Source organism: Microbacterium sp. PRF11, assembly GCF_031844085.1.
In the GTDB taxonomy this organism is placed as follows: domain Bacteria; phylum Actinomycetota; class Actinomycetes; order Actinomycetales; family Microbacteriaceae; genus Microbacterium.
In genome coordinates this window covers 552892-577162 of sequence record NZ_JAUZUP010000001.1, presented here as the reverse complement: position 1 = coordinate 577162, position 24271 = coordinate 552892, and the positions used below count along the sequence as shown (strand labels likewise).

The 24271-nt window shown below is 71.4% G+C and carries 21 protein-coding genes; 17 read left to right on the top strand and 4 right to left on the bottom strand.

From position 1 onward, the window contains the following. Positions 1–26 precede the first annotated feature (26 nt). Complete coding sequence (locus tag Q9R20_RS02675; protein WP_311247884.1) at positions 27–1199, top strand: histidine kinase; 1173 nt, start codon at positions 27–29, stop codon at positions 1197–1199. Continuing rightward, on the top strand, positions 1196–1798 hold the full coding sequence (locus Q9R20_RS02670) for a response regulator transcription factor (protein ID WP_311247883.1): 603 nt from the start codon (positions 1196–1198) through the stop codon (positions 1796–1798). The genes Q9R20_RS02675 and Q9R20_RS02670 overlap by 4 nt, the downstream gene beginning before the upstream one ends. Before the next feature lie 7 nt (positions 1799–1805). Here the strand turns inward: Q9R20_RS02670 and Q9R20_RS02665 are convergent, their stop codons facing one another. After that, entirely contained in the window at positions 1806–2213 is a 408-nt protein-coding gene (locus tag Q9R20_RS02665) for a Rid family hydrolase (protein ID WP_311247882.1), read from the bottom strand. Positions 2214–2445: 232 nt separating this feature from the next. On the opposite strand from Q9R20_RS02665, the gene sucC reads away from it, so the two are divergent. Both sucC and sucD read left to right on the top strand, forming a co-directional pair. Then, complete coding sequence (gene sucC / locus Q9R20_RS02660; RefSeq protein ID WP_311247881.1) at positions 2446–3609, top strand: ADP-forming succinate--CoA ligase subunit beta; 1164 nt, start codon at positions 2446–2448, stop codon at positions 3607–3609. A gap of 17 nt (positions 3610–3626) precedes the next feature. Then, positions 3627–4529: a succinate--CoA ligase subunit alpha gene (sucD, locus tag Q9R20_RS02655; RefSeq protein WP_311247880.1), complete on the top strand. Its 903-nt coding sequence runs from the start codon at positions 3627–3629 to the stop codon at positions 4527–4529. Positions 4530–4953: 424 nt separating this feature from the next. On the opposite strand, the gene Q9R20_RS02650 is transcribed toward sucD, so the two are convergent. After that, positions 4954–6405 carry an NCS2 family permease gene (locus tag Q9R20_RS02650; protein ID WP_311247879.1) on the bottom strand — a complete coding sequence of 484 codons (1452 nt, stop codon included), beginning with the start codon at positions 6403–6405 and terminating at the stop codon, positions 4954–4956. A gap of 67 nt (positions 6406–6472) precedes the next feature. Between Q9R20_RS02650 and Q9R20_RS02645 the strand changes: the two genes are divergently transcribed. The 9 genes from Q9R20_RS02645 (at position 6473) to purH (ending at position 17281) form a co-directional block, all read left to right on the top strand. Further along, positions 6473–6910 carry a nitroreductase family deazaflavin-dependent oxidoreductase gene (locus Q9R20_RS02645; RefSeq protein ID WP_311247878.1) on the top strand — a complete coding sequence of 146 codons (438 nt, stop codon included), beginning with the start codon at positions 6473–6475 and terminating at the stop codon, positions 6908–6910. 277 nt (positions 6911–7187) lie between these two features. Next, positions 7188–9767, top strand: a complete 2580-nt coding sequence (gene nirB, locus Q9R20_RS02640; RefSeq protein ID WP_311248394.1) for a nitrite reductase large subunit NirB — start codon at positions 7188–7190, stop codon at positions 9765–9767. Continuing rightward, the gene (nirD, locus tag Q9R20_RS02635) at positions 9764–10156 is read left to right on the top strand and encodes a nitrite reductase small subunit NirD (protein ID WP_295839286.1); all 393 of its coding nucleotides are present in this window, start codon (positions 9764–9766) and stop codon (positions 10154–10156) included. The genes nirB and nirD overlap by 4 nt, the downstream gene beginning before the upstream one ends. Then, positions 10153–11388 carry a uroporphyrinogen-III C-methyltransferase gene (cobA, locus tag Q9R20_RS02630; RefSeq protein WP_311247877.1) on the top strand — a complete coding sequence of 412 codons (1236 nt, stop codon included), beginning with the start codon at positions 10153–10155 and terminating at the stop codon, positions 11386–11388. Before nirD ends, cobA begins: the two co-directional genes overlap by 4 nt. Then, positions 11385–12524: a uroporphyrinogen-III synthase gene (locus tag Q9R20_RS02625; RefSeq protein WP_311247876.1), complete on the top strand. Its 1140-nt coding sequence runs from the start codon at positions 11385–11387 to the stop codon at positions 12522–12524. Before cobA ends, Q9R20_RS02625 begins: the two co-directional genes overlap by 4 nt. Then, positions 12521–13378 carry a CbiX/SirB N-terminal domain-containing protein gene (locus Q9R20_RS02620; RefSeq protein ID WP_311247875.1) on the top strand — a complete coding sequence of 286 codons (858 nt, stop codon included), beginning with the start codon at positions 12521–12523 and terminating at the stop codon, positions 13376–13378. Before Q9R20_RS02625 ends, Q9R20_RS02620 begins: the two co-directional genes overlap by 4 nt. 40 nt (positions 13379–13418) lie before the next feature. After that, on the top strand, positions 13419–14957 hold the full coding sequence (locus Q9R20_RS02615; protein ID WP_311247874.1) for a DUF6350 family protein: 1539 nt from the start codon (positions 13419–13421) through the stop codon (positions 14955–14957). A gap of 53 nt (positions 14958–15010) precedes the next feature. Beyond that, on the top strand, positions 15011–15610 hold the full coding sequence (gene purN, locus Q9R20_RS02610; protein WP_311247873.1) for a phosphoribosylglycinamide formyltransferase: 600 nt from the start codon (positions 15011–15013) through the stop codon (positions 15608–15610). 60 nt (positions 15611–15670) lie between these two features. Continuing rightward, positions 15671–17281: a bifunctional phosphoribosylaminoimidazolecarboxamide formyltransferase/IMP cyclohydrolase gene (gene purH, locus Q9R20_RS02605; protein WP_311247872.1), complete on the top strand. Its 1611-nt coding sequence runs from the start codon at positions 15671–15673 to the stop codon at positions 17279–17281. Between the two features lie 399 nt (positions 17282–17680). On the opposite strand, the gene Q9R20_RS02600 is transcribed toward purH, so the two are convergent. Both Q9R20_RS02600 and Q9R20_RS02595 read right to left on the bottom strand, forming a co-directional pair. Then, a complete protein-coding gene (locus Q9R20_RS02600; protein ID WP_311247871.1) occupies positions 17681–18196 on the bottom strand; it encodes a DUF1697 domain-containing protein in 516 nt (171 codons plus the stop codon). A 216-nt stretch (positions 18197–18412) separates the two neighbouring features. Next, positions 18413–19840 carry an NAD(P)/FAD-dependent oxidoreductase gene (locus Q9R20_RS02595; protein ID WP_311247870.1) on the bottom strand — a complete coding sequence of 476 codons (1428 nt, stop codon included), beginning with the start codon at positions 19838–19840 and terminating at the stop codon, positions 18413–18415. Positions 19841–20120: 280 nt separating this feature from the next. Between Q9R20_RS02595 and Q9R20_RS02590 the strand changes: the two genes are divergently transcribed. Genes Q9R20_RS02590 through Q9R20_RS02575 form a run of 4 tightly spaced genes read left to right on the top strand, consistent with a single transcriptional unit; the run spans position 20121 to position 24271 of the window. Next, positions 20121–21146 carry a LacI family DNA-binding transcriptional regulator gene (locus tag Q9R20_RS02590; protein ID WP_295839295.1) on the top strand — a complete coding sequence of 342 codons (1026 nt, stop codon included), beginning with the start codon at positions 20121–20123 and terminating at the stop codon, positions 21144–21146. Positions 21147–21187: 41 nt separating this feature from the next. After that, the gene (locus Q9R20_RS02585) at positions 21188–22471 is read left to right on the top strand and encodes an extracellular solute-binding protein (RefSeq protein WP_311247869.1); all 1284 of its coding nucleotides are present in this window, start codon (positions 21188–21190) and stop codon (positions 22469–22471) included. Between the two features lies 1 nt (position 22472). Next, positions 22473–23447: a sugar ABC transporter permease gene (locus Q9R20_RS02580; RefSeq protein ID WP_311247868.1), complete on the top strand. Its 975-nt coding sequence runs from the start codon at positions 22473–22475 to the stop codon at positions 23445–23447. Continuing rightward, positions 23444–24271: a carbohydrate ABC transporter permease gene (locus Q9R20_RS02575; RefSeq protein ID WP_295839298.1), complete on the top strand. Its 828-nt coding sequence runs from the start codon at positions 23444–23446 to the stop codon at positions 24269–24271. Before Q9R20_RS02580 ends, Q9R20_RS02575 begins: the two co-directional genes overlap by 4 nt.

Genomic DNA, 24271 nt, shown 5'->3' with positions numbered 1-24271 from the left:
AATGTCACGGCCGTACGATGGCCGGGGTGAGCACCCCCACCCCGACCACCACGTACGCCCGCGACGTGCGCGCCACCTGGTGGTACACCGTCGTCTCGGTCCTGTCGCTGCAGGTGTTCGGGCTGGTCATCTGGGCGATCGCGGTGGTGATCGACGGCACGCCTCTCGCGATCGCGCTGTACCTGGTCGGAGCGGTCGGGGCCACGGCATCCGCGGTGCTGCTGCTCATCCGGTACCGGCTCGAACCGCTCGACGACGACGTCGACGCCGCCGTCTCGCGACCGATCTGGCCGCTGGTGGCGGCCGGGGTGGTCTCGGGCGCCGTCGCCGGAGCCGCCGTGGGGTCGCTGCTGCTCGCCGTCGCGCTCGCCGCCCAGGCGCTCTGTCTGGTGCGCTGGCGTGCCGGCATCCGGTTGCGCCTGGTGATGCTGCTGATCGTCGTGATCGTCGCGGCCTGGATCGTGGATGCCACCCGGCTCAACCCCGGCGGATACGTCGCCGCGATCTTCGGCCTCGCGCTCTTCATCGCGATGCTGCCGCCGCTGTCGGCGACCTCGCTGTGGTGGTGGGACATCGTGCGCGAGCTCGACCGCGCCCGCCGCGCCGAGGGGCGCCTCGCCGCCGCCCAGGAGCGCCTGCGTCTCGCCGGCGACCTGCACGACCTGCAGGGCCACCACCTGCAGGTGATCGCACTGCAGCTCGAGCTCGCCGAGAAGATGATGGGGCGCGATCCGGATGCCGCCGTCGAACAGGTGCGCGCCGCTCGCGCGAGCGTCGACGAGGCGCGACGCGGAACGCGCGACCTCGCCGCACGGTTCCGCGGTGTGCCCCTCCCCGACGAGCTCGCCAACGCCGCCGACCTGCTCCGCGCCGCGGGTCTGACCGTCGACCTCCTCGTCGACGACGAAGCCGGCCGCGCACCGGCCGACGTGCTGGGTCCGGTCGTGCGCGAGTCCACGACGAACGTGCTCAAGCACGGCGGCGGGGTCGCGGCATCCCTCTCCCTCGCCCGGCATCAGGGGTCGTGGGTGCTCGTCGTCGAGAACGACGCACGCGCCGCCGCGTCTCCGGTGGGCGACGGGGCGGGGCTGTCGGGGATCGCCGACCGCGTCGGAGCGATCCGAGGAACCATGGATGCCACCCGCCTCGGCGACCGTTTCCGGCTCACCGTTCGCGTGCCCGAGGAGGTGACGGAATGATCCGCGTACTCATCGCCGACGACGAGGACATGATCCGCACGGCGCTCGCCGCCCTGCTGCGGTTGGAGGACGACCTCGAGGTCGTCGCCGAGTGCCGCGACGGCGAGAGCGCCGTGGCCGAGGCGCAGCGACTGACACCCGACGTGTGCCTGCTCGACCTCGAGATGCCCGGGCTCGACGGCGTCGACACCGCCGCGAAGATCCTGCGCAGCGTGCCCTCGCGGTGCGTGATCGTCACGCGGCACGCGCGACCCGGCGTGCTGCGCCGCGCTCTCGGCGCCGGCGTCGACGGGTTCCTCCCCAAGTCGCGGCCAGCGGACGACGTCGCGGCCGTGATCCGCGAGGTCGCCGCAGGGCGGCGGTACGTCGACCCCGAGATCGCGGCCGACGCGCTGAGCGATGAGCGCAGCCCCCTCACCGACCGGGAGCTCGACGTGCTGCGCGCCGGCGCGCGGGGCGAGACGGTCGCCGAGATCGCCTCCGCGCTGCACCTCTCGGCCGGGACCGTGCGCAACCACGTGTCGTCGGTGCTCGGCAAGCTCGGGCTCGCCAGCCGTCAGCAGGCGACGATCCACGCGCGCGAGCGGGGGTGGATCTGAGCCGCGATCAGTCGACGACCGCGGCGACCGCCTCGATCTCGACCAGCTGGTCGTCGTAGCCGAGAACGGTGACGCCCATCAGCGTGCTCGGCACATCGTGGTCGCCGAAGGCGTCGCGCACGACTTCCCACGCGGTGACGAGGTCGGCCTGGCGAGTGGATGCCACGAGCACGCGCGTGCTGATCACGTCGGTCATCTCCGCGCCCGCCGCTCGCAGGGCTCCCGTCATCGTTTCGACGCATCTCGCAGCCTGCGCCGCGTAGTCGCCGACGCCGGCGGTCGACCCGTCATCGTTCAAGGGGCATGAGCCCGCGAGGAAGATCAGGCGGGCGTTCGCGGTGGCGGTGGCGGCGTACGCGTACTCCGCGGCATCGGACAGGGCGGACGAGCGGATGAGGGTGACGGCGGACGGCATGAGGAGCTCCGGAGGGGCGGATGTCGGGGGTCGTCGACAGACTATGGGCACGTCGGCCGCAGCCCCGGCATCCAGTCGACGCCTCAGGCGGCGGCATCCACCCCCTCCGTTCGAAGGGGCAAGGGGCGGGGCCGTCCAGCCCCGTCGGGTAGGGTGGTCGATTGGCGAAGATCTCTTGATATCGAGAGAGTTCGCCTCCTCCCACCACCGATCGCCCAGCGAAGGATTGTCCGTGGATCTCTACGAGTACCAGGCACGTGATCTGTTCGAGAAGTACGAGGTGCCGGTGCTCGCCGGCATCATCGCCGACACCCCTGAGGAGGCGAAGGCGGCCGCAGAGAAGCTCGGTGGAGTCGTCGTCGTCAAGGCTCAGGTCAAGACCGGAGGTCGCGGCAAGGCCGGCGGCGTGAAGGTCGCCAAGACCCCCGACGAGGCGTTCGAGGCGGCGCAGGCCATCCTCGGTCTCGACATCAAGGGCCACGTCGTCAAGCGCGTCATGGTCGCCGCCGGCGCTCGCATCGCCAAGGAGTTCTACTTCTCGGTGCTGCTCGACCGCGCCAACCGCTCCTACCTCTCGCTCTCGAGCGTCGAGGGCGGCATGGAGATCGAGGAGCTCGCCGTCGAGCGTCCCGAGGCGCTCGCGCGCGTCGAGGTCGACCCGCTCGAGGGCATCACGCCCGAGAAGGCCCTCGAGATCGCCAAGGCCGCGAAGTTCGACGACGAGCTGGCCCCCAAGGTGGCCGACGTCTTCGTGAAGCTCTTCAACGTCTACAAGGGCGAGGACGCCACCCTCGTCGAGGTGAACCCGCTCATCCAGAGCGAGGACGGCGACATCATCGCCCTCGACGGCAAAGTCTCGCTCGACGAGAACGCCGGCTTCCGCCACCCCGAGCACGAGGCGCTCGAAGACAAGGACGCCGCAGACCCGCTCGAGGCCAAGGCCAAGCAGCACGACCTCAACTACGTCAAGCTCGACGGCCAGGTCGGCATCATCGGCAACGGCGCGGGTCTGGTCATGTCGACCCTCGACGTCGTCGCCTACGCCGGTGAGAAGCACAACGGCGTCAAGCCCGCCAACTTCCTCGACATCGGCGGCGGCGCCTCGGCGACCGTCATGGCCGCCGGTCTCGACGTCATCCTCGGCGACGAGCAGGTCAAGAGTGTCTTCGTCAACGTCTTCGGCGGTATCACCTCGTGCGTCGCGGTGGCCGAGGGCATCGTGAAGGCCCTCGAGATCCTCGGCGACACGGCGACCAAGCCGCTCGTCGTGCGCCTCGACGGCAACCAGGTCGAAGAGGGCCGCGAGATCCTCGCCGCCGCCAACCACCCGCTCGTCACCCTCGCCGCCGGTATGGACGAGGGCGCCGACAAGGCCGCCGAACTGGCCAACGCGTAAGGGATAGGGACAGAAACATGTCGATCTACCTCAACAAGGACTCCAAGGTCATCGTCCAGGGCATCACCGGCGGCGAAGGCACCAAGCACACCGCCCTCATGCTCAAGGCCGGGACCCAGGTCGTGGGCGGCGTGAACGCCCGCAAGGCCGGAACCACCGTGTCGCACAAGGACGCCTCGGGCAACGACGTCGAGCTCCCCGTCTTCGCGTCGGTCGAGGAGGCCATCCGCGAGACCGGCGCCGACGTGTCGATCGCGTTCGTGCCCCCGGCCTTCACGAAGGACGCGATGGTCGAGGCCATCGACGCCGAGATCCCCCTCCTCGTCGTGATCACCGAGGGCGTGCCCGTCGGCGACACCGCCGAGGCGTGGGCCTACGCGAAGTCGAAGGGCGAGAAGACCCGCATCATCGGCCCGAACTGCCCCGGCATCATCACGCCCGGCGAGGCGCTCGTGGGCATCACCCCCGCGAACATCACCGGCAAGGGTCCGATCGGTCTCGTGTCGAAGTCGGGCACCCTGACCTACCAGATGATGTTCGAGCTCCGTGACCTCGGCTTCTCGACCGCCATCGGCATCGGCGGCGACCCGGTCATCGGCACCACGCACATCGACGCCCTCGCGGCGTTCGAGGCCGACCCCGAGACCAAGGCGATCGTGATGATCGGCGAGATCGGCGGAGACGCCGAGGAGCGCGCCGCCGACTTCATCAAGGCCAACGTCACCAAGCCGGTCGTCGGCTACGTCGCCGGCTTCACCGCCCCCGAGGGCAAGACCATGGGCCACGCCGGCGCCATCGTCTCCGGTTCGGCCGGTACCGCCCAGGCGAAGAAGGAGGCCCTCGAGGCCGCCGGCGTCAAGGTCGGCAAGACGCCGTCCGAGACCGCCGCCCTGATGCGCGAGATCATCGAAGCGCTCTGACGTTTCGCTCTGAGGGCCCGGATGCCATGGCATCCGGGCCCTTTCGCGTTCCCGCAGGGGCGCCAAGCGCGGCGCGAAATCACATGATCGGTCCGAGATCACACGTTGTTGCGCGACCGGAGCGTGTGATCTGATGCGGATCGTGTGGTTTCGGCGCTGCCCGGAGCCGGAGCCGGAGCCGGAGCCGGAGCCGGAGCCGGAGCGGGACCGGGGCCGGAGCGGGGCGGCGCGGCGGCCGCGCGGTGCGGCCGCGAGGCGCCGGGCGCGGGTGTGGGGCGAGGTCACACGATCGGTCCGAGATCACACGTTGTTGCGCGGCCGGAGCGTGTGATCTCGTGCGGATCGTGTGATTTCGGCACTGGCCGGAGCCGAAACGGAACAGGGCCCGGATGCCATGGCATCCGGGCCCCGAAACGGGCTGGGCTCAGCCGATCAGCGCCTCGACCGGACCGCGGGCGAAGAAGATCACGAAGCCGGCGGCGACGATCCACAACAGGGGGCTCACGCGGCGGGCGCGGCCGGACAGGGCCTGGATCAGCACCCAGCTGACGAAGCCCGCGCCGATGCCGTTCGCGATCGAGTAGGTGAGGGGCATCACGGTCACGGTGAGGAACACCGGGATGAGCACCGACAGGTCGCTGAGGTCGATGTGGCGGATCTGCGCCATCATCAGCGCGCCGACGATCACGAGCGCGGCCGCGGCGATCTCGGTGGGCACGATGCTCGTCAGCGGCGTGAAGAACATCGCCAGCAGGAACAGCCCACCCGTGACGACGTTCGCGAGGCCCGTGCGGGCGCCCTCGCCGATGCCGGAGCCCGACTCGATGAACACGGTGTTCGACGACGACGAGGTCGCTCCACCCGCGACGGCGCCGATGCCCTCGATCACCAGCGCCGAGCGCAGGCGCGGGAACGTGCCGTCCGGCGCGGCCAGGCCGGCCTCACGCGAGAGGCCGGTCATCGTGCCCATCGCGTCGAAGAAGTTGGTGAACACGAGGGTGAAGACGAGCATGAGGGCGGCGAGCACGCCGATGCGACCGAACGAACCGGCCAGATCGACCTGGCCGACGAGCGACAGGTCGGGCAGGCTCACCCACTGCGCGGGCAGGGTCGGCACGCTGAGGCCCCAGCCGCCGGCATTGCCGTCGGCCTTGGCGCCCAGGCCCGCGACCGCCTCGACGATCACCGCGATGACGGTGCCGGAGAGCAGACCGATCAGCAGCGCCGCCTTGACCTTGCGCACCAGCAGCACGGCGGTGATGACGAGGGTCAGCACGAAGAGGGCCGTGGGGATCGTCGCGATCGAGCCGCCGACGCCGAGACCGACCGGGGGAGAGTTCAGCCCCGTCGAGGTGACCAGGCCGCTGTCGACGAAACCGATGAAGGCGATGAAGAGGCCGATGCCGACGGTGATGGCCGTCTTGAGCGCGAGCGGGACCGCTTCGAAGATCATGCGGCGCAGGCCCGTGACCGCCAGCAGCACGATGATGAGGCCGTTGATGACGACCAGACCCATGGCCTCGGGCCAGGTGACCTCGCCGACGATGCCGACGGCGAGGAACGAGTTGATGCCGAGCCCGGCGGCGAACGCGAACGGCAGGCGGGTGACGAGGCCGAAGAGCATCGTCATGACGCCGGCGGTGAGCGCGGTCACGGCGGCGACCTGCGGGAAGCCGAGGGCGTTGTCGGCGACGTCGGGGGTTCCGGAGAGGATGATCGGGTTCAGGATGACGATGTAGGCCATGGTCACGAAGGTGACCACCCCGCCGCGGATCTCAGCGCCGACGGTGGAGCCGCGGGCGGTGATCTCGAAGAAGCGGTCGAGGCCGTTCTTCGGTTCGGAGGCGGCAGTGGTCTCGGGAGCAGAAGCGCTCATGAAGGCTCCAGAAAAAAGGGGGAGGGGGCTAGACCGGAGGGAAAGACGCCGACGTATCGTGGGAGACATGTCGCTCTCAGGAGAGTATCTGCCCAGCACCAGCGAGTGGGCCCGTCAGCAGGCCGAGACCTTCGAGGCCTCGGGAGGCCGCGAGTCCGCCGAGCTGCGGGGCGTTCCCATCATCGTCCTCACCACCGTCGGCGCCAAAACCGGGGGTCTGCGCAAGACCGCCCTCATGCGCGTCGAACACGACGGGAAGTACGCGGTCGTGGCATCCAAGGGGGGTGCGCCCGAGCATCCCGCGTGGTTCTACAACCTCGTGAAGAACCCGCGCGTCGCCCTTCAGGACGGAGACGTGAAGAAGGAATACGACGCGCACCAGGCCGAGGGCGCCGAACGCGAGGAGTGGTGGGGCCACGCGACCGCCGTCTGGCCCGACTACGACGAGTACCAGAAGAAGACCGACCGCCGCATCGAGGTGTTCGTGCTGGAGCCGGTCGACTGACGCATCTCGCGCGCGAGTCGCCAGATTGTGTCGCTTCGAGGGGTGCCGAAGCGACGTTTTTTGGCGACTCACGCCCGGAGGGGCGGGGGATGCCGGGACTCAAACCTCACACGAACCCCGCCGCCGCGTGAGAGAAACGTTCGCCGGGGGTAACGCCGGGGCGAGGGCAGGGGAAACCTCGGCTGCTTAGCGTCGGGGCATGGCCCGCTCGAACCCCGCAACCGGAACGAAACACGCCGCTGACGCCTCGGCAAAGTCCGCCGCGTACGGTGACGGCATGCTCCACCCCGCGTCCTCCGGCACCGTCGTCGTGGTCGGCGCGGGCATGGTGGCCCACCGCTTCGTCGAGAGCCTCACCAGCCGCGACACCGACGGCCGCTGGTCCATCACGGTGCTCGGTGACGAGTCGCGCGGACCGTACGACCGGGTCGGGCTGACGGGCATCTTCAGCGGCAAGACCCCTGACGACCTCGCGCTCGACCCCGCCGTGTTCGATCACGAGCGCGTGTCGGTGCGCACCGACGCCCGCGTCACCAAGATCGACCGCGCGGCGCGCACCGTCACCACCGCGACCGGCTCCACCTACGGCTACGACCGTCTCGTTCTCGCCACCGGCTCCTACGCCGCGCGCCTCGCGCTCGACGGCTTCGACCACCGGGGCTGCTTCGTCTACCGCACGCTCGACGATGTCGCCGGCATGCGCGCGTGGATCGCTCAACGTTCGGCGCAGCTGGGCCGGCCCCTCCGCGGCGCGGTCGTCGGCGGCGGCCTCCTGGGCCTGGAGGCCGCGGGTGCCCTGCAGGCCGAGGGTGTCTCGCCCTTCGTGCTGCAGTCGAACGAGCGGCTCATGTCGGCGCAGCTCGACCTGGGCGGCGCGAAGGCGCTGCAGCGGCTCATCGAGGCGCGCGGTATCGAGGTGCGTACGCAGTCGGTGACGACCCGGGTGGATGCCGACAAGACCGGCGCCGTGTGCGGACTCGAGCTGCGCGACGGCACGTGGGAGGCCGTCGACATCGTCGTGTTCACGGTCGGCGTGCGCCCCCGCGATGAGCTCGCCCGCACCGCGGATCTCGCGGTCGACGCCCGCGGCGGCGTTGTGATCGACGCGGGCTGCGACACGTCCGACCCCTCGATCCTCGCGATCGGCGAGGTCGCGAGCTTCGACGGCCAGGCCATCGGCCTCGTCGCCCCGGGCTACGCCATGGCCGAGGTCGCAGCGACCCGCCTGCTGGGTGGCGAAGCCGCGTTCGACGGCTTCGACACCTCGGCGAAACTCAAGCTCTCGGGCGTCGAGGTCGCGAGCTTCGGCGACGCGTTCGCCGAGACGCCGAACGCCCTCGACGTCACCTACGCCGATCCGATCTCGGGTGTCTACAAGAAGCTCGTGCTGAGCGACGACGCGCAGACGCTGCTCGGCGGCATCCTGGTCGGCGATGCTTCGGCGTACACGTCGCTGCGCCCGCTCGTCGGTCGAGCGCTCGGCGGCGACCCCGCCGCGTACCTCATGCCGTCCGACCTCGCGCCCGCCCCGCAGGGCGATCTGCCGGGGGATGCCATCGTCTGCTCCTGCAACGGCGTCACCGCCGGGACCGTGCGCGAGGCCGTCACCGAACACCAGTGCGCGGATGCCGCCGAGGTCAAGGCATGCACCAAGGCCGGGGCGGCGTGCGGCTCGTGCTTCACGCTGGTGAAGAAGCTCGTGGCGACCGAGCTCGCGGCATCCGGGAAGGAGGTCTCGAACGGCCTGTGCGAGCACTTCGCCTTCACCCGCGCGCAGCTCTTCGACGCCGTCCGCATCTCGGAGCTCAAGACCTTCACGTCGATCGTCGAGCGCTTCGGCACCGGCCGCGGCTGCGACATCTGCAAGCCGGCGCTCGCGAGCATCCTGGCCAGCCTCTACTCGGGCCACGTGCTCGAGGGCGAGCTCGCGACGATGCAGGACACCAACGACCACGTCATGGCCAACATCCAGCGCGACGGCACGTACAGCGTCGTCCCGCGCATCGCGGGCGGCGAGATCACGCCCGAGGGGCTCGTCGTGATCGGCGAGGTCGCGCGTGACTTCGGGCTCTACACGAAGATCACCGGCGGCCAGCGCATCGACATGTTCGGCGCGCGGCTCGAGCAGCTCCCCGACATCTGGCGCCGCCTCGTCGATGCCGGCTTCGAGTCGGGGCACGCCTACGGCAAGTCGCTGCGCACGGTGAAGTCGTGCGTCGGGCAGACGTGGTGCCGATACGGCGTGCAGGACTCGGTCGGCATGGCCGTGCAGCTCGAGCTGCGCTACCGGGGCCTGCGCTCGCCGCACAAGATCAAGTTCGGCGTCTCGGGCTGCGCGCGCGAGTGCGCCGAGGCCCGCGGCAAAGACGTCGGCGTCATCGCCACCGAGGCCGGCTGGAACATGTACGTCGGCGGCAACGGCGGCTTCACCCCGCGTCACGCGGTGTTGTTCGCCGAGGGGCTCAGCGACGACGGACTGCTCCAGGCGATCGACCGCTTCCTGATGTTCTACATCCGCACCGCCGACCGGCTGCAGCGCACGGCTCCGTGGGTGGAGGACTACGAGGGCGGCCTCGAGGCGCTGAAGGGCGTGGTGTTCGACGACACGCTCGGCATCGCCGAAGACCTCGACCGCGCCATGGCCGCGCACATCGACAACTACGAGGACGAGTGGGCCGCGACCCTCGCCGACCCCGAGAAGCTCAAGCGCTTCCAGAGCTTCGTCAACGCCCCCGAGGTCGCCGACCCCTCGCTCGCCTATGTCGCCGAGCGCGGCCAGGCCCGACCCGCCACCGACGAGGAGCGCGCCTCGGGCGCGGTCTTCATCGGCGGCACGACCCTGGCGGTGCGCTCATGACGATCCTGGATGCCACGACCCCCGACGCCGCGACCACCGCGACGCCCGGGTGGACCCGCGTGTGCCGCGTCGACGACCTGCTCGTGGAGCGTGGGGCGGCGGCGCTCATCGGCGACCGGCAGATCGCCCTGTTCCGCACCTACGACGGCCGCTTCTACGCCACCGACCAGATCGACCCGTTCAGTGGAGCCGCGATCCTGTCGCGCGGCATCGTCGGCGACCGCGGGGGAGTGCCGACCGTGGCCTCGCCGATGTACAAGCAGGTGTTCGACCTGCGCACCGGCGCGTGCCTCGACACCCAGGGAAAAGAGCCGCTGTCGGTGCGCGTGCACCCCGTGAGCGTCCGCGACGGCGACGTGTTCGTCCGCATCGAAGGAGACCACCGATGATCGCTCTCGCAGGCCTCGACCTCTCCGACCGCCTCGTCGTCTGCGTCGGCGGCGGCTCCGTCGCCGAACGCCGCATCGCGCGGCTGCGGGCCGCCGGCGCCCGGGTGCGGCTCATCGCCCCCGTCGCGACCGCGCAGCTGACCGCGCTCGCCGCGGAAGGTGCGATCGAGTGGCACGCCCGGGCCTTCGAGCCCACCGATCTGGACGATGCCTGGTTCTGCCACACGGCCACGGGCTCGGCATCCGTCGACGCGGCCGTCGTCGCGGCCGCCGACGCCCGCCGGGTCTGGTGCGTCAACGCCGGACACGGGGGCAAGGGCACCGCGCGTCTGGCCGCCGAGACCACCAGCGGCGACGTCATGGTCGGCGTGGTCTCGACCGCCGGCGCCGACCCGCGCCGCACCGTCGCCGTGCGCGACGCCATCGCCCAGCGCCTCACTGAGGGCGCTCTTCCGCTCCGCCGCCGACGTCGCCCGCTCGTGGGGAGTGTGGCGCTCGTCGGCGGCGGTCCCGGCCCGATCGACCTCCTGACGGTGCGCGCCCGCGCGCTGCTCGCCGAGGCCGACGTCGTCGTGCACGACCGGCTCGGGCCCACCGGCGTCCTCGCCGAGCTCGGCGACGACGTCGAACTCATCGACGTCGGCAAACGCCCGCAGCACCACCCCGTGCCGCAGGACGAGATCAACGCGATTCTGGTCGACCGCGCCGCGAAGGGCCTGCGGGTCGTGCGGCTGAAGGGCGGAGACCCCTTCGTCTACGGTCGCGGCGGCGAAGAGGTCCTCGCGTGCCGGGCGGCCGGCATCCCGGTCGAGGTCGTTCCGGGCATCTCCAGCGCCATCGCGGTGCCCTCGGCGGCGGGCGTTCCCGTCACGCACCGCGGTGTGGCCGGTACCCTGCACGTTGTGAACGGTCAGGACGTCCCGAGCGAGGCGACCCTCGCGGCGCTGCGCGACGACAGCGCCACGGTGGTCGCGCTGATGGGCGTGAGCGCCCTGCCGCGCTTCGTCGGTGCCGCCTGTGCGGCCGGTGCCCCCGACACCCGACCGGTCGCCTTCGTCGAGAACGGCCACACCCCCGCCCAGCGCACGATCCGCACGACCCTCGGTGCGGCGATCCAGGATGCCGAGGCCCACCGCCTCGCCAACCCCGCCGTCCTCGTGTTCGGCGAGGTGGCCCGCGCCGACCTGCTCCTTCCCGCCGCGGTCGCGGCGCACGGGGAGGGCATCGGGTGACAGCCCCCGCGCGGACGATCAGCACGGTGCTCCTCGGATGCACCGTGCTGCTCCCCGTCGACCGCCGGTCGGGGGAGCTGTCGGCCGCGCTCGAGCGTCACGGTGCCCGCGTGCGCATCGCCCCGGCGCTGACGATCATTCCCCACGTCGACGACGAGGAACTTATCGCGAGCACGGGCCGTCTCGTCGCCGATCCGCCCGACGTGGTCGTGGCCACGACCGGCGTCGGCTTCCGCGGGTGGATGGAGACCGCCGACGAAGCGGGACTGCACGACGAGCTCAGCGCGGTGCTGCAGCGCGCCCGGATCGTCGCGCGCGGACCGAAGGCGCGCGGAGCGATCCAGCAGGCCGGTTTCGAGGCCGACTGGGTCGCCGAGAGCGAGACGTCGGCGGAGCTGCGCGACTTCCTGGTCGCCGAGGGCATCGACGGCCTCCATGTGGCCGTGCAGCACCACGGATCCGGGGCCGACGGCCTCGACGAGGCCTTCGAGGCGGCCGGGGCGCGCGTGACGAGTCTGACGATCTACCGGTGGGGCCCGCCGCCCGACCCGGAGGTTGTCGCCGCCTCCACGCGCCAGGTCGCCCGCGGTGAGATCGATGCCGTGCTGTTCACCTCGGCTCCCGCGGCACGTGAGTGGGTCCTCGCCGCGGAACGCGCCGACGCGCTCGCCGGCGTGGCATCCCGTGCGAGGGACGGGCGTCTCCTCGTCGCCGCCGTGGGACCGATCACCGCGGGGCCCCTGCAGGACGTCGGCATCGACCCCCTCGTGCCCGACCGCGGCCGCCTCGGTGCACTCGTGCGCGCCGTCGTGACGCACTACGGCGGAGTCGACGCGACCTTCATCCCGACCACGGCCGGGCGGCTCGGCATCCGGTCCTCGGGGATCGTGCTCGACGGCGTCTTTACCGCCCTGCCGCGCACGGGCGTCGAGATCCTGCGGGCGCTCGCCCGCCAGCCCGGCGCCGTCGTCTCGCGCGCCGACCTGACCGCGGCGCTGTCGACCGCCGATGCCAGCGGGCACGCCGTCGAGGTGGCGGTGGCACGCACGCGGGATGCGCTGGGCGGCATCGATCTCATCCGCACCGTCTACAAGCGCGGATACCGCCTGGACGTGATCGACGAGGAGGACTCGTGACCGCTGTACTCATCGCCTGCGCCCACGGCACCCGGTTCGAGGAGGGCCGGGTCGTCGTGCGCGAGCTGCTCGACGTGCTGCGCGCGACCGCCCCCGACGGCGTCGAGGTGCACGAGGCGTACGTCGACGTGCACGGGCCGTACGTCACCGACGTCGTCGCCGCGGCGCGCGAGCGCACCTCCGACATCGTGATCGTGCCGCTGCTGCTGTCGACCGGGTATCACACCGAGGTCGACCTCGTGGAGGCGGCCGACGGTCTGCCCCTCGCCCCGGCGCTCGGACCGCACCCGGTGCTCGCCGAGATCCTCGCCGATCGTGTCCGCGCGACCGGCGCCGCCCCCGACGACACGGTCGTGCTCGCCGCGGCCGGCTCCACCCGACCGGGCGCGGTCGTCGACGTCGAGCGCACGGCCGAGATGATGCGCGACGCGGGCATCACCGCGCCCATCGTGACCGCCTACGCCGCCGCGTCCGAGCCGCGGATCCCGGATGCCGTGCACACGGCGCGCGCGGCCGGGCACCGCACGGTCGCGGCGAGCTACGTGCTCGCCCCCGGGCACTTCTCACGCGTGATCGAGAAGGCCGAGGCCGACCTCACCTCGGAGCCGATCGGCGCCGACCCGCGGCTCGCCGAGATCGTCTGGGAGCGGTGGCGCGAGGCGCGCGCGGGTGCGGCTGTGGGCGCGGCTGACCCGTCCGTGACCCCGACCCGGCGACGTGCCCTGCGCCGGGTCGCGCGGGTGACCGCCCGTGTCCTGGGCGGAGCGCTCCTTGCGGCCCTGGTCGCCATCGTGCTCCTCGCCGCCGCGGGCCTCTCCTCGGACCGGGGAGTGCGCCGACGTCGCCGCGCCTGAGAGGTCGGCCGAGGCGACGCGGGTAGGGTCTGACTCGCCCATGCATCGCCTCCTCATCGCTCTCCTCGCCGCCCTCGACGCCGTGCTGGCCGCCGCGGGCGGCATCGCGGTGGTGCTCGCCCCGCTCACCCTGCTGTGGGTGTTCGGCCTGGGCGACCCCGACTGGTCGGCGCTGTGGCCCGCCTCCGCGGCCGTGTGGCACCTGGGCCATCTCGTGCCCCTGACGGTCACCCTGCCCGACACGTACCTCGCGGCGACCGGCATCGATCCGACGTTCGCGAGCTTCACCCTCTCGCTCGCCCCGCTCGCCTTCGCCGCCTTCACCGGCCTGTTCGCCGCCCGCTCGGGCGCACGGGCGGCCGAGGCGGGGGCGGCCCTGACCGGGTGGCTCTCCGGCTCGCTGGTATTTGCCGGCCTCGCGACCCTCGTCGCCCTCTCGTCGACCGCCGCGCTCGTGGCATCCGAGACCTGGGTCGCAATCCTCCTGCCGTCGCTGATCTTCGTCGTGCCGTCGTTCGTCGGCGCGGTCGTCGGCTCGTGGCGGGTCGGCGACGACGGCCCGATCGACGCCCTGCGCGCCCGACTCGACCGGCTCCCGCACGCGTGGAGCGAGGTCCCGGCCCTCGTCGTGCGCGGCGTCGCGCTCACCACGCTGGGACTGGTGGCGGTCGGTGCGGTCGTCGTCGTCGCGGGACTGATCGCCCGCTCCACCCAGGTCATCGGTCTGTATCAGGCGAGCAACGCCGACGGCACCGGCGCCACGGTCATCGCTCTCGGTCAACTCGTCTACCTGCCCACCCTCGTGCTCTGGGCCCTCGCCTTCGTCGCCGGCCCGGGCTTCGCCCTCGGCACCGACACGGCCGTGACCCCCGCGGCGACCCAGGTCGGCGCCCTCCCCGGCATCCCCGTGCTCGGCGCGGTGCCCGACTCCACGTCGTCGTGGCTCCTGCTCCTGGTGCTGCTGCCCGTCGGCGTCGGAGCGCTCACCGGGTGGATCCTGCGCTCCCGGATGCCGCTGACCTCCGGTCACGATCCGCTCGCGCCGCGCTTGGTGCTGGGGATCGCGGTCGCCGTGCTCACCGGCGGCGTCGGAGCGCTCGCCGCGGTCTTCTCGAGCGGCGCGATCGGCCCCGGCCGTCTCGCCGAGACCGGACCGCAGCCGGGACCCCTCGCCCTCGCCCTCGGGCTGGAGACGCTGCTGGGCCTGCTGATCCTCCTGCTCAGCCCGCGATTCGGCGCCGAGCCCGCCGACCATCGCGCGGAGGCCACCCGCGACATCCCGGAGCTCTCGTTCGCCGCGCGCTCGCACCTGCCGTTCGACCGCGACGAGCACATGACCGGTCCCACCCCCACGGCGTCCGTCCCCGGCCGGGGGATCGCGTCCGAGGTCTGGCCGAGCACCTATCGAGACCCGGATGCCGTCGCCCCCGAGCCATCCGCGAAGCCCGCGTCCGTGCCGGCCGACGCCACCGGCGGTCCGGCGTCGACGAGCGACAGTGCACCGACCGACGACGACGTCCGCGCCCGCATCCGCGCCGCGTGGGCGGCATCCGGGGACGACACCCAGCCGCGACGCTGAGGGCGGGGCGACGCGCGCCCGCGCGGTCGGACGCACCTGCGTAGACTGTCGGCGTGCTCACGGTCGCCGTCCTCATCTCCGGCACCGGCTCCAACCTCCGCGCCCTGCTCGAGGCGGCCTCCGCCACCGACTTCCCGGCGCGCGTCGTGGCGGTCGGTGCCGATCGCGAGGCCGCCGGATTCGCCCACGCCGAGGAGTTCGGTATCCCGACCTTCCTCGTGCCCTTCTCGTCCTTCGCCTCGCGCGAAAAGTGGGGCGCCGAACTCGGCGAGCAGCTCGCCGTCTGGCAGCCCGATCTGGTCGTGCTCAGCGGCATGATGCGCCTGCTGCCCGCCGACCTCGTGGCCGCGTGGGAGCCCCGCATCATCAACACCCACCCTGCGTACCTGCCGGAGTTCCCCGGCGCCCACGGCGTGCGGGATGCGCTCGCCGCGGGTGCGACGCAGACCGGCGCAAGCGTGATCGTCGTCGACTCCGGCGTCGACACCGGCCCGATCCTCGCGCAGGAGCGCATCCCGGTGCTCCCCGGAGACGACGAGGAAGCGCTGCACGAACGCATCAAGCCGGTGGAGCGACGGCTGCTCATCGACGTCGTGCGCCGCATCGCAGAGGGCGAGCTCGATCTCGCCGCCGAGGCAACCCGAACCGCTTGACCCGCGAGACGGGCGCTGGCCCGTCGCGCCCGAGAACCACGAGACACAGGAGCCGCAGCCATGGCCGGACCCCGCCACGACCCCGCCGACTACCGTCCCCGCGACGTCGTCCCGATCCGCCGCGCGCTGGTGTCGGTGAGCGACAAGACCGGTCTCGTCGAGCTCGGCCAGGCGCTCGCCGCGGCCGGCGTCGAGATCGTCTCCACCGGGGGATCGGCCACGCTGCTGCGCGACGCCGGCTTCGACGTGACCGACGTCTCCGCCGTCACCGGCTTCCCCGAGTCGCTCGACGGCCGCGTGAAGACGCTGCACCCCAACGTGCACGCCGGACTTCTCGCCGACCTTCGCCTCGCCTCGCACGAAGCGCAGCTCGACGAGCTCGGCATCCGTCCCTTCGAGCTCGTGGTCGTCAACCTCTACCCGTTCGTCGAGACCGTGGCATCCGGTGCCCAGGGCGACGACGTCGTCGAGCAGATCGACATCGGCGGCCCCGCCATGGTGCGCGCGTCGGCGAAGAACCACGCCAACGTCGCCATCGTCGTCTCACCCGAGTCGTACCCGGCGATCATCGAGGCGCTGCAGTCCGACGGCGGCACCTCGCTCGTGCAGCGCCGCGAACTCGCGGCCCGCGCGTTCGCGCACACCGCCGCCTACGACACCGCCGTGTCGACGTGGTTCGCCGAAGGGACCCTGGGCGACGACATCGACCTGCCCGCGCACCTGACCATCCAGGCCGAGCGCCTTTCGACCCTGCGCTACGGCGAGAACTCGCACCAGCGCGCCGCCATCTACTCGCGCGTCGGGGGACACGGCATCGCCCAGGCCACCCAGCTGCAGGGCAAGGAGATGTCGTACAACAACTACGTCGACGCCGACGCCGCCCTGCGCGCCGCCTTCGACATGGTGAAGCCGGCCGTGGCGATCATCAAGCACGCGAACCCCTGCGGCATCGCGGTCGCCGCCCCCAACGCCCTCGACCCGATCGCCTCCGCCCACCTGCGGGCGCACGAGTGCGACCCCGTGTCGGCGTTCGGCGGCGTGATCGCGGCCAACCGCACGGTGACGCTCAAGATGGCCGAGAACCTCCGCGACATCTTCACCGAGGTCATCATCGCGCCCGACTTCGAGCCCGAGGCCCTCGAGGTGTTCAAGCTCAAGAAGAACCTCCGCGTGCTGCGACTGCCCAACGACTGGCAGCAGGAGCGCATGGACGTGCGACTGGTCTCGGGTGGCCTGCTGCTGCAGGACGCCGACCGCTTCCCCGACGACATCGATTCGGTCGCGAAGAACTGGGAGCTCGTCTCGGGCGAGCGCCCCGCCGACGCCGACATGGAGAGCCTCATCTTCGCGTGGAAGTCGTGCCGCGCGGTGAAGTCCAATGCGATCGTGCTCGCCCAGGGCTCGGCCACGGTCGGCATCGGCATGGGCCAGGTCAACCGCGTCGACTCGTGCCGCCTCGCCGTCGAGCGCGCCGGCGATCGTGCGCACGGCTCGATAGCGGCATCCGATGCCTTCTTCCCCTTCGCCGACGGCCCGCAGGTGCTGATCGACGCGGGTATCTCGGCGATCATCCAGCCCGGCGGTTCGGTGCGGGATGCCGAGGTCGTCGACGCCGCACGCGCCGCCGGGGTGACGATGTTCTTCACGGGAGAGCGTCACTTCTTCCACTGAGCCCCGGGTTCGGTTCGACGCCGTCGCAGCTTCGGTTGCGGCGGCGTCGTCGTGTGCGCGGGGGCTGGGTGCGGGGCGCGTTTGGGTCCGGGCGAGGGGTCGCCGGGGGCGCGCGTGGGTCGGGGCGCGGGGCGCGCGTGGGTCGGGGTGCGGCTGTGGCGCGGCGGGGGTCCGGGTCCGGCTGCGGCGGGGCGTGCCCTCTGGGCCGTGCCGATAAACGCTGCCGCGAGCGAGGAACGCCATGTGGTGGCGTGTCTCACTCGGCGGGGCGTTTCTCGCGGGGTCGTCGGGCGGGCGCGGTGGGATGCGCGCGGGGATTGGCCCTGTCTCGGAGGAAAACGTCCAGCGTTATCGCGGAGATGCGGTGGGCGAAGTCCGAGTGAGCACGTCGTGGGCGGCTCAGGCGCTCATCGCGAGGAGCTTCGCCACGGTGTTCGCATTGCGAGCGGTGCCGGTGACCCCGAGGCGCTTCTCGAACCAGCCGGCCTGCAGTTTGGAGCCGCCGATGCCCGCGGGATACCGCACGAACACCTCGCGCCCGTCGAGCACGGCCTCTTCCGGGATGCCGGCGGGCAGCTCCAGCGCGGCCGACGGCGCCGCGTCGAGGAACACCGTCTGCACCCACCGCCCGTCCGAACCGTCGGCGAACGGGTTGCGAGCGTGCGTGTCGGCCAGCTGCGCGTGCGAGCGGACGATCACGGGCAGGTCGAAACCGAACGCCCCGCGTACCGTGTCACGCACCAGGTCGGCGATCTCGTCGGGGGAGCGGCCGCCGTCATCGAGCACGAGGTTCCCCGCGACCTGAAGGGTCTGCACATCTCCCAGACCGGCGGATGCCAAGACCTCGCGAAGTGGAGGCATCTTCAGCGCCGTGGGACCGCCGACCCCGCGGATGAGGGCGACGGTCCGGGGCATGTCACGAGGGTACGCCCGGCCGGGAATCTCCGCTGTCGTCCGCGACGGTTCTCGGAACCTCCACCCGCCCGGGCGGCACACAGCACCGCCGCCCGCCGCGGCGACGTATGGCACTGCCGCCCGCCACGGCCGGCCGCGAGACTGCCGCCCGCCACGGCCGGCCGCCCCCGTCACGGCCGACGTCACATGCCCGACGCGTCGGCCTGAGCGGTGCGGTCAGGCGCTGTCGCGGCCGAGTGTCTCGAGCAGGCGCAGCCACACCTCGCTGACGGTGGGATACGACGGGACCGCGTGCCACAGGCGCTTCACCGGCACCTCGCCGACCACGGCGATCGTCGCCGAGTGCAGCAGCTCGGCGACGTCGGGCCCGACGAAGGTCGCACCGACGAGCACGCCCCGGTCGAGGTCGACGATCGCCCGCGCCTGGCCGACGTACGCGTCGGACTGCTCGCTCGAGCCCGCGATGCTCGCGAGATCGTAGTCGAGCACCTTCACGGTGAGGCCCTTCTCCTCGGCCGCGGCCGCGGTGAGGCCGACGGACGCCACCTCGGGATCGGTGAACGTCACCTGCGGGACCGCGTCGTGATCGGCGGTCGCCACGTGGGCGCCCCAGGGGGTGTCGTCGACCTCGCCGCCCTGCGCGCGCACGGCGATCACATCGCCGGCTGCGCGTGCCTGGTACTTGCCCTGGTGGGTGAGGAGCGCGCGGTGGTTCACGTCGCCGACGGCGTACAGCCAGTCGGAGCCGGGGACGCGCAGCGTGTCGTCGACGTCGATCCACGCGCCGGCCTCGAGGCCGACCGTGTCGAGGCCGAGGTCTTCCGTGCGGGGGGTGCGGCCGGTAGCCACGAGCACCTCGTCGGCGGTGACGGTCGTGCCGTCGGACAGCTCGAGCACCTTGGCGCCCGCGTCGTCGCGGCGGGCGGACGTGGCATCCACTCCCGTCTTGACCGTCGCCCCGCGCTCGCGCAGCGATGCGGCGATGAGCTCGCCGGCGAAGGGCTCGTTGCCGCCGAGCAGGCCGGAGCGGGCGATGATCGTGACCTCGGCGCCGAGGCTCTGGAACGCCGTCGCCATCTCGGCGCCCACGACGCCTCCGCCGAGGATCGCGATCGAGCGCGGGATCTGCTGCACGGCGGTGGCTTCGCGGCTGGTCCACGGCTCGATGTCGGCGAGGCCCGGGATGCCGGGCAGCAGCGCCGCGGAACCGGTGCAGATCGCGACCGCGTGGCGTGCGCGCAGGTCGGTGGTCGTGCCGTCTTCGGCGGTGACCTGCACCGCCTTCTCGCCCGTGAAGCGGCCGTGCCCGCGGACGAGGTCGATGCCGGCGCTCTGGAGCCACTCGACCTGCCCGGAGTCGTTGTAGTCGCTGGTCATGGTGTCGCGTCGGCGGAGCACCGCGGCGACGTCGAGGTCGCCGGTCACCGCCTGCTTCGCGCCGTCGACGTCGCGGGCCGCGCGCAGGGCGGCGCCGCTGCGCAGCAGCGCCTTGGACGGCATGCACGCCCAGTACGAGCACTCGCCGCCGACCAGCTCGGACTCGACGATGACGGCGGTCAGGCCTGCCTGCACCGCACGGTCGGCGACGTTCTCGCCGACGGGGCCGGCGCCGATGACGATGAGGTCGTATTCGCGTTCGCTCATGACGCCACGTTAGCGACGGGTTCCGACATCGAGCGGGGGTTGCGCGCCGCGTGACGGGGCCGTTTGCAGCCGGAATTCCGCGCCCCGAACGGAGAACCGCGCCCCGAAAGGCGGGACGCCCACGCGCCGCCGAGAACGCCATGCCGACGAACGGCACGCGACGTCTTGGAGAGGCGCAGGCTGAGCAACGCCTGCAAGCTCTTGACGGCGCGATCTGAACCGGTTTAGCGTTCAGTACTGAACCGGTTTAGACCCAACGCGCGACACGACGAGGTGACGGATGACGAACGACACGCGACCGACCATCGCCGACGTCGCGCGCCGCGCGGGTGTGAGCAAGGGCCTCGTCTCGTTCGCACTCAACGGTCGCGCCGGCGTCTCCGCCGACACGCGGGAACGCATCCTCTCGATCGCGGCCGAGATGGGCTGGAGCCCGAGCCTGCGCGCTCGCTCGCTCAGCGTCGGTCGCGCCTTCGCGTGCGGGCTGGTCATCGGCCGCAGCCCCGACGTCATCGCCGCCGACCCCTTCTTCCCCTCCTTCATCGCCGGGGTCGAAGACGAGTTCTCGGTTTCGGGGCAGGTGCTGGTGCTCGCCGCCGCCACCCCCGGACGTCAAGAGGACGACACCTACCGCGGCCTCGTCGCCGACCGTCGTGTCGACGGGGTGATCTTGTCCGACTTGCGCGCCGGCGATCCGCGCATCGACCTGGTCGCGGGACTCGGCATCGCGGCGGTCACCCTCGGCGTCCCCGACGTCGACAGTCCCTTCACCTCGGTGTCCATCGACGACGGGGCGGGCATCCGCCTCGCGGTCGACCACCTCGCCGACCTCGGGCACACGGACATCGCGCACGTCGCGGGACCTACCGCGATGCTGCACGGTCGGCACCGCACGGCCGCGTTCGAGCGGGCCGCCGCCGCCCGTGGCATCCGGTCCCGAGTCGTGTCGACCGACTTCAGCGCCGCCGACGGGGCGCGCGCGACCACCGGGCTCCTGGATGCCGAAACCCCGCCGACCGCGATCGTCTACTCCAACGACAACATGGCGATCGCCGGGCTCGGCGTCGCCCAGCGCCGCGGGCTGAACGTTCCGCGCGACCTGTCGATCACCGGGTTCGACGACGTCGAGCTCGGTCGGCATCTGCACCCGGCGTTGACGAGCGTGTCCACCGACGCCCGCGGGTGGGGCGCCGCCGCCGCGCGAGCTCTTCTGATAGCCGTGGCCGGTGCCGCGCGCGAAGATCTCCGGCTCCCCGACCCCCGACTCATCGTGCGCGCCTCCACCGGCGCGCCGCCCACCACCTGACGCACCCGCGGGACTCGCCCCGCACTCACAAGGAGGAAGACATGCGACGACGCATTCTCGCCACAGCAGCAGCCGCCACCGGCATCCTCGCCCTCTCCGCCTGCAGCGGGGGCGGCGGCGGAGGCGGGGGCATGGACGCCCGCGGCCCGATCACGATCTGGTACTCGAACAACGACGCCGAGATCGCCTGGGGCGAGCAGATGGTCGAGGCATGGAACGCGGCGAACCCCGATCAGCAGGTCACGGCGCAGGAGATCCCGGCCGGTTCGTCGAGCGAAGAGGTCATCGGCGCGGCCATCACCGCCGGCAACGCCCCCTGCCTGATCTTCAACACATCGCCGGCGGCCGTCCCCGGCTTCCAGCGTCAGGGCGGTCTGGTCAACCTGTCGGACTTCCCGGACGGCGAGCAGTACATCACCGAGCGCAGTGGCGATCTGGCCGACCAGTATCGCTCCGAGGACGGCGGCTTCTACCAGCTGCCGTGGAAGAGCAACCCGGTCATGATCTTCTACAACAAGGACCTCTTCGCCCAGGCCGGCCTCGACGCCGAGAACCCGAGGCTGTCCACCTACGACGAGTTCCTGCAGACCGCGCAGACCCTGAAGTCGGCCGGCGTCTCGCCCTATGCCATCAACCCCGCACCGACCAGCGAGTTCTTCCAGTCGTGGTTCGACTTCTACCCGCTCTACGCGGCGCAGACCGGTGGTGCACAGCTCGTCGAGGACGGCCAGGCCACCTTCGATGACGAGAACGGCGAGGCCGTCGCCGACTTCTGGCGCACCATCTACAGCGAGCAGCTCGCGGGCAACGAGCAATACCAGGGCGACGCGTTCGCCGACGGTCAGGCCGCGATGGCGATCGTGGGGCCGTGGGCCATCTCGGTCTACAAGGACAAGGTGAACTGGGGCTCGGTCCCGGTGCCCACCGAGCAGGGCGTCGCCGCCGACGACACCTGGACCTTCAGCGACGCCAAGAACGTCGGCCTGTTCACCGCGTGCGAGAACAAGGCGACCGCGTGGGACGTGCTGAAGTTCGCCACCAGCGAGGAACAGGACGGTACCTGGCTCCAGGAGACCGGTCAGATGCCCCTTCGCCAGAATCTCACCGACACCTACGCCGACTACTTCCAGGCGAACCCCGCCTACCAGCAGTTCGGTGATCAGGCCGCCCGCACCGTCGAGGTGCCGAACGTGCAGAACTCGGTCGAGATCTGGCAGGCGTTCCGCGACGGCTACTCGAAGGCGGTCATCTTCGGTGAGGGCGACGTGTCGACCTTCCTCTCGGATGCCAAGACCCAGATCGACCAGCTCGCGGCGGGGAACTGACATGACCACGTCCGTCGCCGGCACGGCCGGCCGCACCGGGGGAGACCCGGGGCGGCCGCGCCGCGCGGCGGGCGCGGAGGACACCGGCACGAAGCGGCGCCGCCCGTTCGGAGCGCAGCCGCTCGGCATCCTGTTCTCCGCCCCGTACCTGATCTTCATCGGGGTCGTCTTCGCGTACCCGATCGTCTTCGCGGTGTGGATGTCGTTCCACGACTACTTCTTCACCGCCCCGGGCGCGCAGGTCGACCGACCCTTCGTCGGGCTCGATAACTACGTCACCGCCCTGACCGACCCGGCGGTCTGGCGCGCGTTCGGCAACGTCGGGATCTTCCTGCTCATCAACGTTCCGCTGACGGTGGTGCTGTCGATCCTGCTGGCCACGGCCCTGGACCGCGTGGTGCGCGCCCGCACGTTCTTCCGCGTCGCGTTCTACGTGCCGTACGTCACGGCATCCGTCGCCGTCGTCGCCGTGTGGCTGTTCCTGTTCTCGAACACGGGCCTGGTCAACAACGTGCTGGGTCCCCTCGCGCCGAACCCGTCGTGGCTCGTGAACTCGGCCCTCGCCATGCCCACGATCGCGCTGTTCGTCACCTGGAAGGGGCTGGGGTTCTACATCCTGCTCTACCTCGCGGCTCTGCAGAACGTGCAGCGCGAGCTGTACGAATCGGTGGCGGTGGACGGCGGCGGGCGCATCCGCCAGTTCTTCGCGGTCACCGTGCCCGGCGTGCGGCCGGCGACGTTCCTCGTCGTGCTGCTGTCGACCATCACGGGCGCGAACCTCTTCACCGAGCCCTACCTGCTCACGAGCGGCGGCGGACCCAACGGCGCGTCCACGTCGCCCGTGCTCCTCATCTACCAGAAGGGCATCGAGCAGCAGAACCCCGACGTGGCCGCGGCGATCGGTGTGGTGCTCATCATCTTCGTGCTCGTGATCGCGCTGCTGCAGCGCCGGTTCGTCGGAAGGGAGGAATCGTGAGAAGCAAGATCGTCACCTACGGCGTCCTCACCGTCGGCGCGCTCGCCTTCCTGTTCCCGTTCTGGTACATGATCGTCGGCTCGCTGCAGACCAATCCCGACACCTCGATCGCGGGCGCGTTCCCGCACCCGTCGAATCTGACGACCGAGAATTACACCGCGATCGACGGGCGGATCAACCTGCTGCAGGGCCTGGCCAACTCGGGCATCTTCACCGGCGGCGTGATCCTCGGCACGATCGTCTTCGGAGTGCTCGCCGGCTATGCGCTCGCGGTGCTGAAGTGGCGCGGGCGGTCGGCGGTGTTCGCGCTCGTGCTGCTCGTGCAGGTGATCCCGTTCCAGCTGCTGATGATCCCGCTGTACGTCATGATCGCCCGCGACTACGGCCTGAGCGACAGCTACCTCGGGATGATCCTGCCGTTCTTCATCAATTCCACGGCGGTGGTCATCTTCCGCCAGTACTTCCTGCAGCTGCCCAAGGAGCTCTTCGACGCCGCCCGCATCGACGGCGCCAACGAATTCCGGCTGCTGTGGAGCGTCGCGCTGCCGCTCGTGCGTCCCGCGCTGCTCACGGCGGTGCTGCTGACCTTCATCGGACCGTGGAACGAGTTCCTCTGGCCGTTCCTCATCACGAAGGAAGCGGCGATGCAGCCGCTGGCGGTGTCGCTGGCGAACTTCATCTCCAACATCGCGGCATCCACCACCAACCCCTTCGGCGCGATGATGGCCGGCGCCGTCGTGCTCGCCGCCCCCGCGGTGGCGCTGTTCCTGATCTTCCAGCGCTACTTCACCTCGAACGACCTCGGATCCGGAGTGAAAGGATGA

Coding starts and splice junctions, on each gene's coding strand:
- Q9R20_RS02670 (WP_311247883.1), top strand. CDS start 1,196: ATGATCCGCGTACTCATCGCCGACGACGAGGACATGATCCGCACGGCG.
- Q9R20_RS02665 (WP_311247882.1), bottom strand. CDS start 2,213: ATGCCGTCCGCCGTCACCCTCATCCGCTCGTCCGCCCTGTCCGATGCC.
- sucD (WP_311247880.1), top strand. CDS start 3,627: ATGTCGATCTACCTCAACAAGGACTCCAAGGTCATCGTCCAGGGCATC.
- Q9R20_RS02650 (WP_311247879.1), bottom strand. CDS start 6,405: ATGAGCGCTTCTGCTCCCGAGACCACTGCCGCCTCCGAACCGAAGAAC.
- Q9R20_RS02645 (WP_311247878.1), top strand. CDS start 6,473: ATGTCGCTCTCAGGAGAGTATCTGCCCAGCACCAGCGAGTGGGCCCGT.
- nirB (WP_311248394.1), top strand. CDS start 7,188: ATGCTCCACCCCGCGTCCTCCGGCACCGTCGTCGTGGTCGGCGCGGGC.
- nirD (WP_295839286.1), top strand. CDS start 9,764: ATGACGATCCTGGATGCCACGACCCCCGACGCCGCGACCACCGCGACG.
- cobA (WP_311247877.1), top strand. CDS start 10,153: ATGATCGCTCTCGCAGGCCTCGACCTCTCCGACCGCCTCGTCGTCTGC.
- Q9R20_RS02615 (WP_311247874.1), top strand. CDS start 13,419: ATGCATCGCCTCCTCATCGCTCTCCTCGCCGCCCTCGACGCCGTGCTG.
- purH (WP_311247872.1), top strand. CDS start 15,671: ATGGCCGGACCCCGCCACGACCCCGCCGACTACCGTCCCCGCGACGTC.
- Q9R20_RS02600 (WP_311247871.1), bottom strand. CDS start 18,196: ATGCCCCGGACCGTCGCCCTCATCCGCGGGGTCGGCGGTCCCACGGCG.
- Q9R20_RS02595 (WP_311247870.1), bottom strand. CDS start 19,840: ATGAGCGAACGCGAATACGACCTCATCGTCATCGGCGCCGGCCCCGTC.
- Q9R20_RS02590 (WP_295839295.1), top strand. CDS start 20,121: ATGACGAACGACACGCGACCGACCATCGCCGACGTCGCGCGCCGCGCG.
- Q9R20_RS02585 (WP_311247869.1), top strand. CDS start 21,188: ATGCGACGACGCATTCTCGCCACAGCAGCAGCCGCCACCGGCATCCTC.
- Q9R20_RS02580 (WP_311247868.1), top strand. CDS start 22,473: ATGACCACGTCCGTCGCCGGCACGGCCGGCCGCACCGGGGGAGACCCG.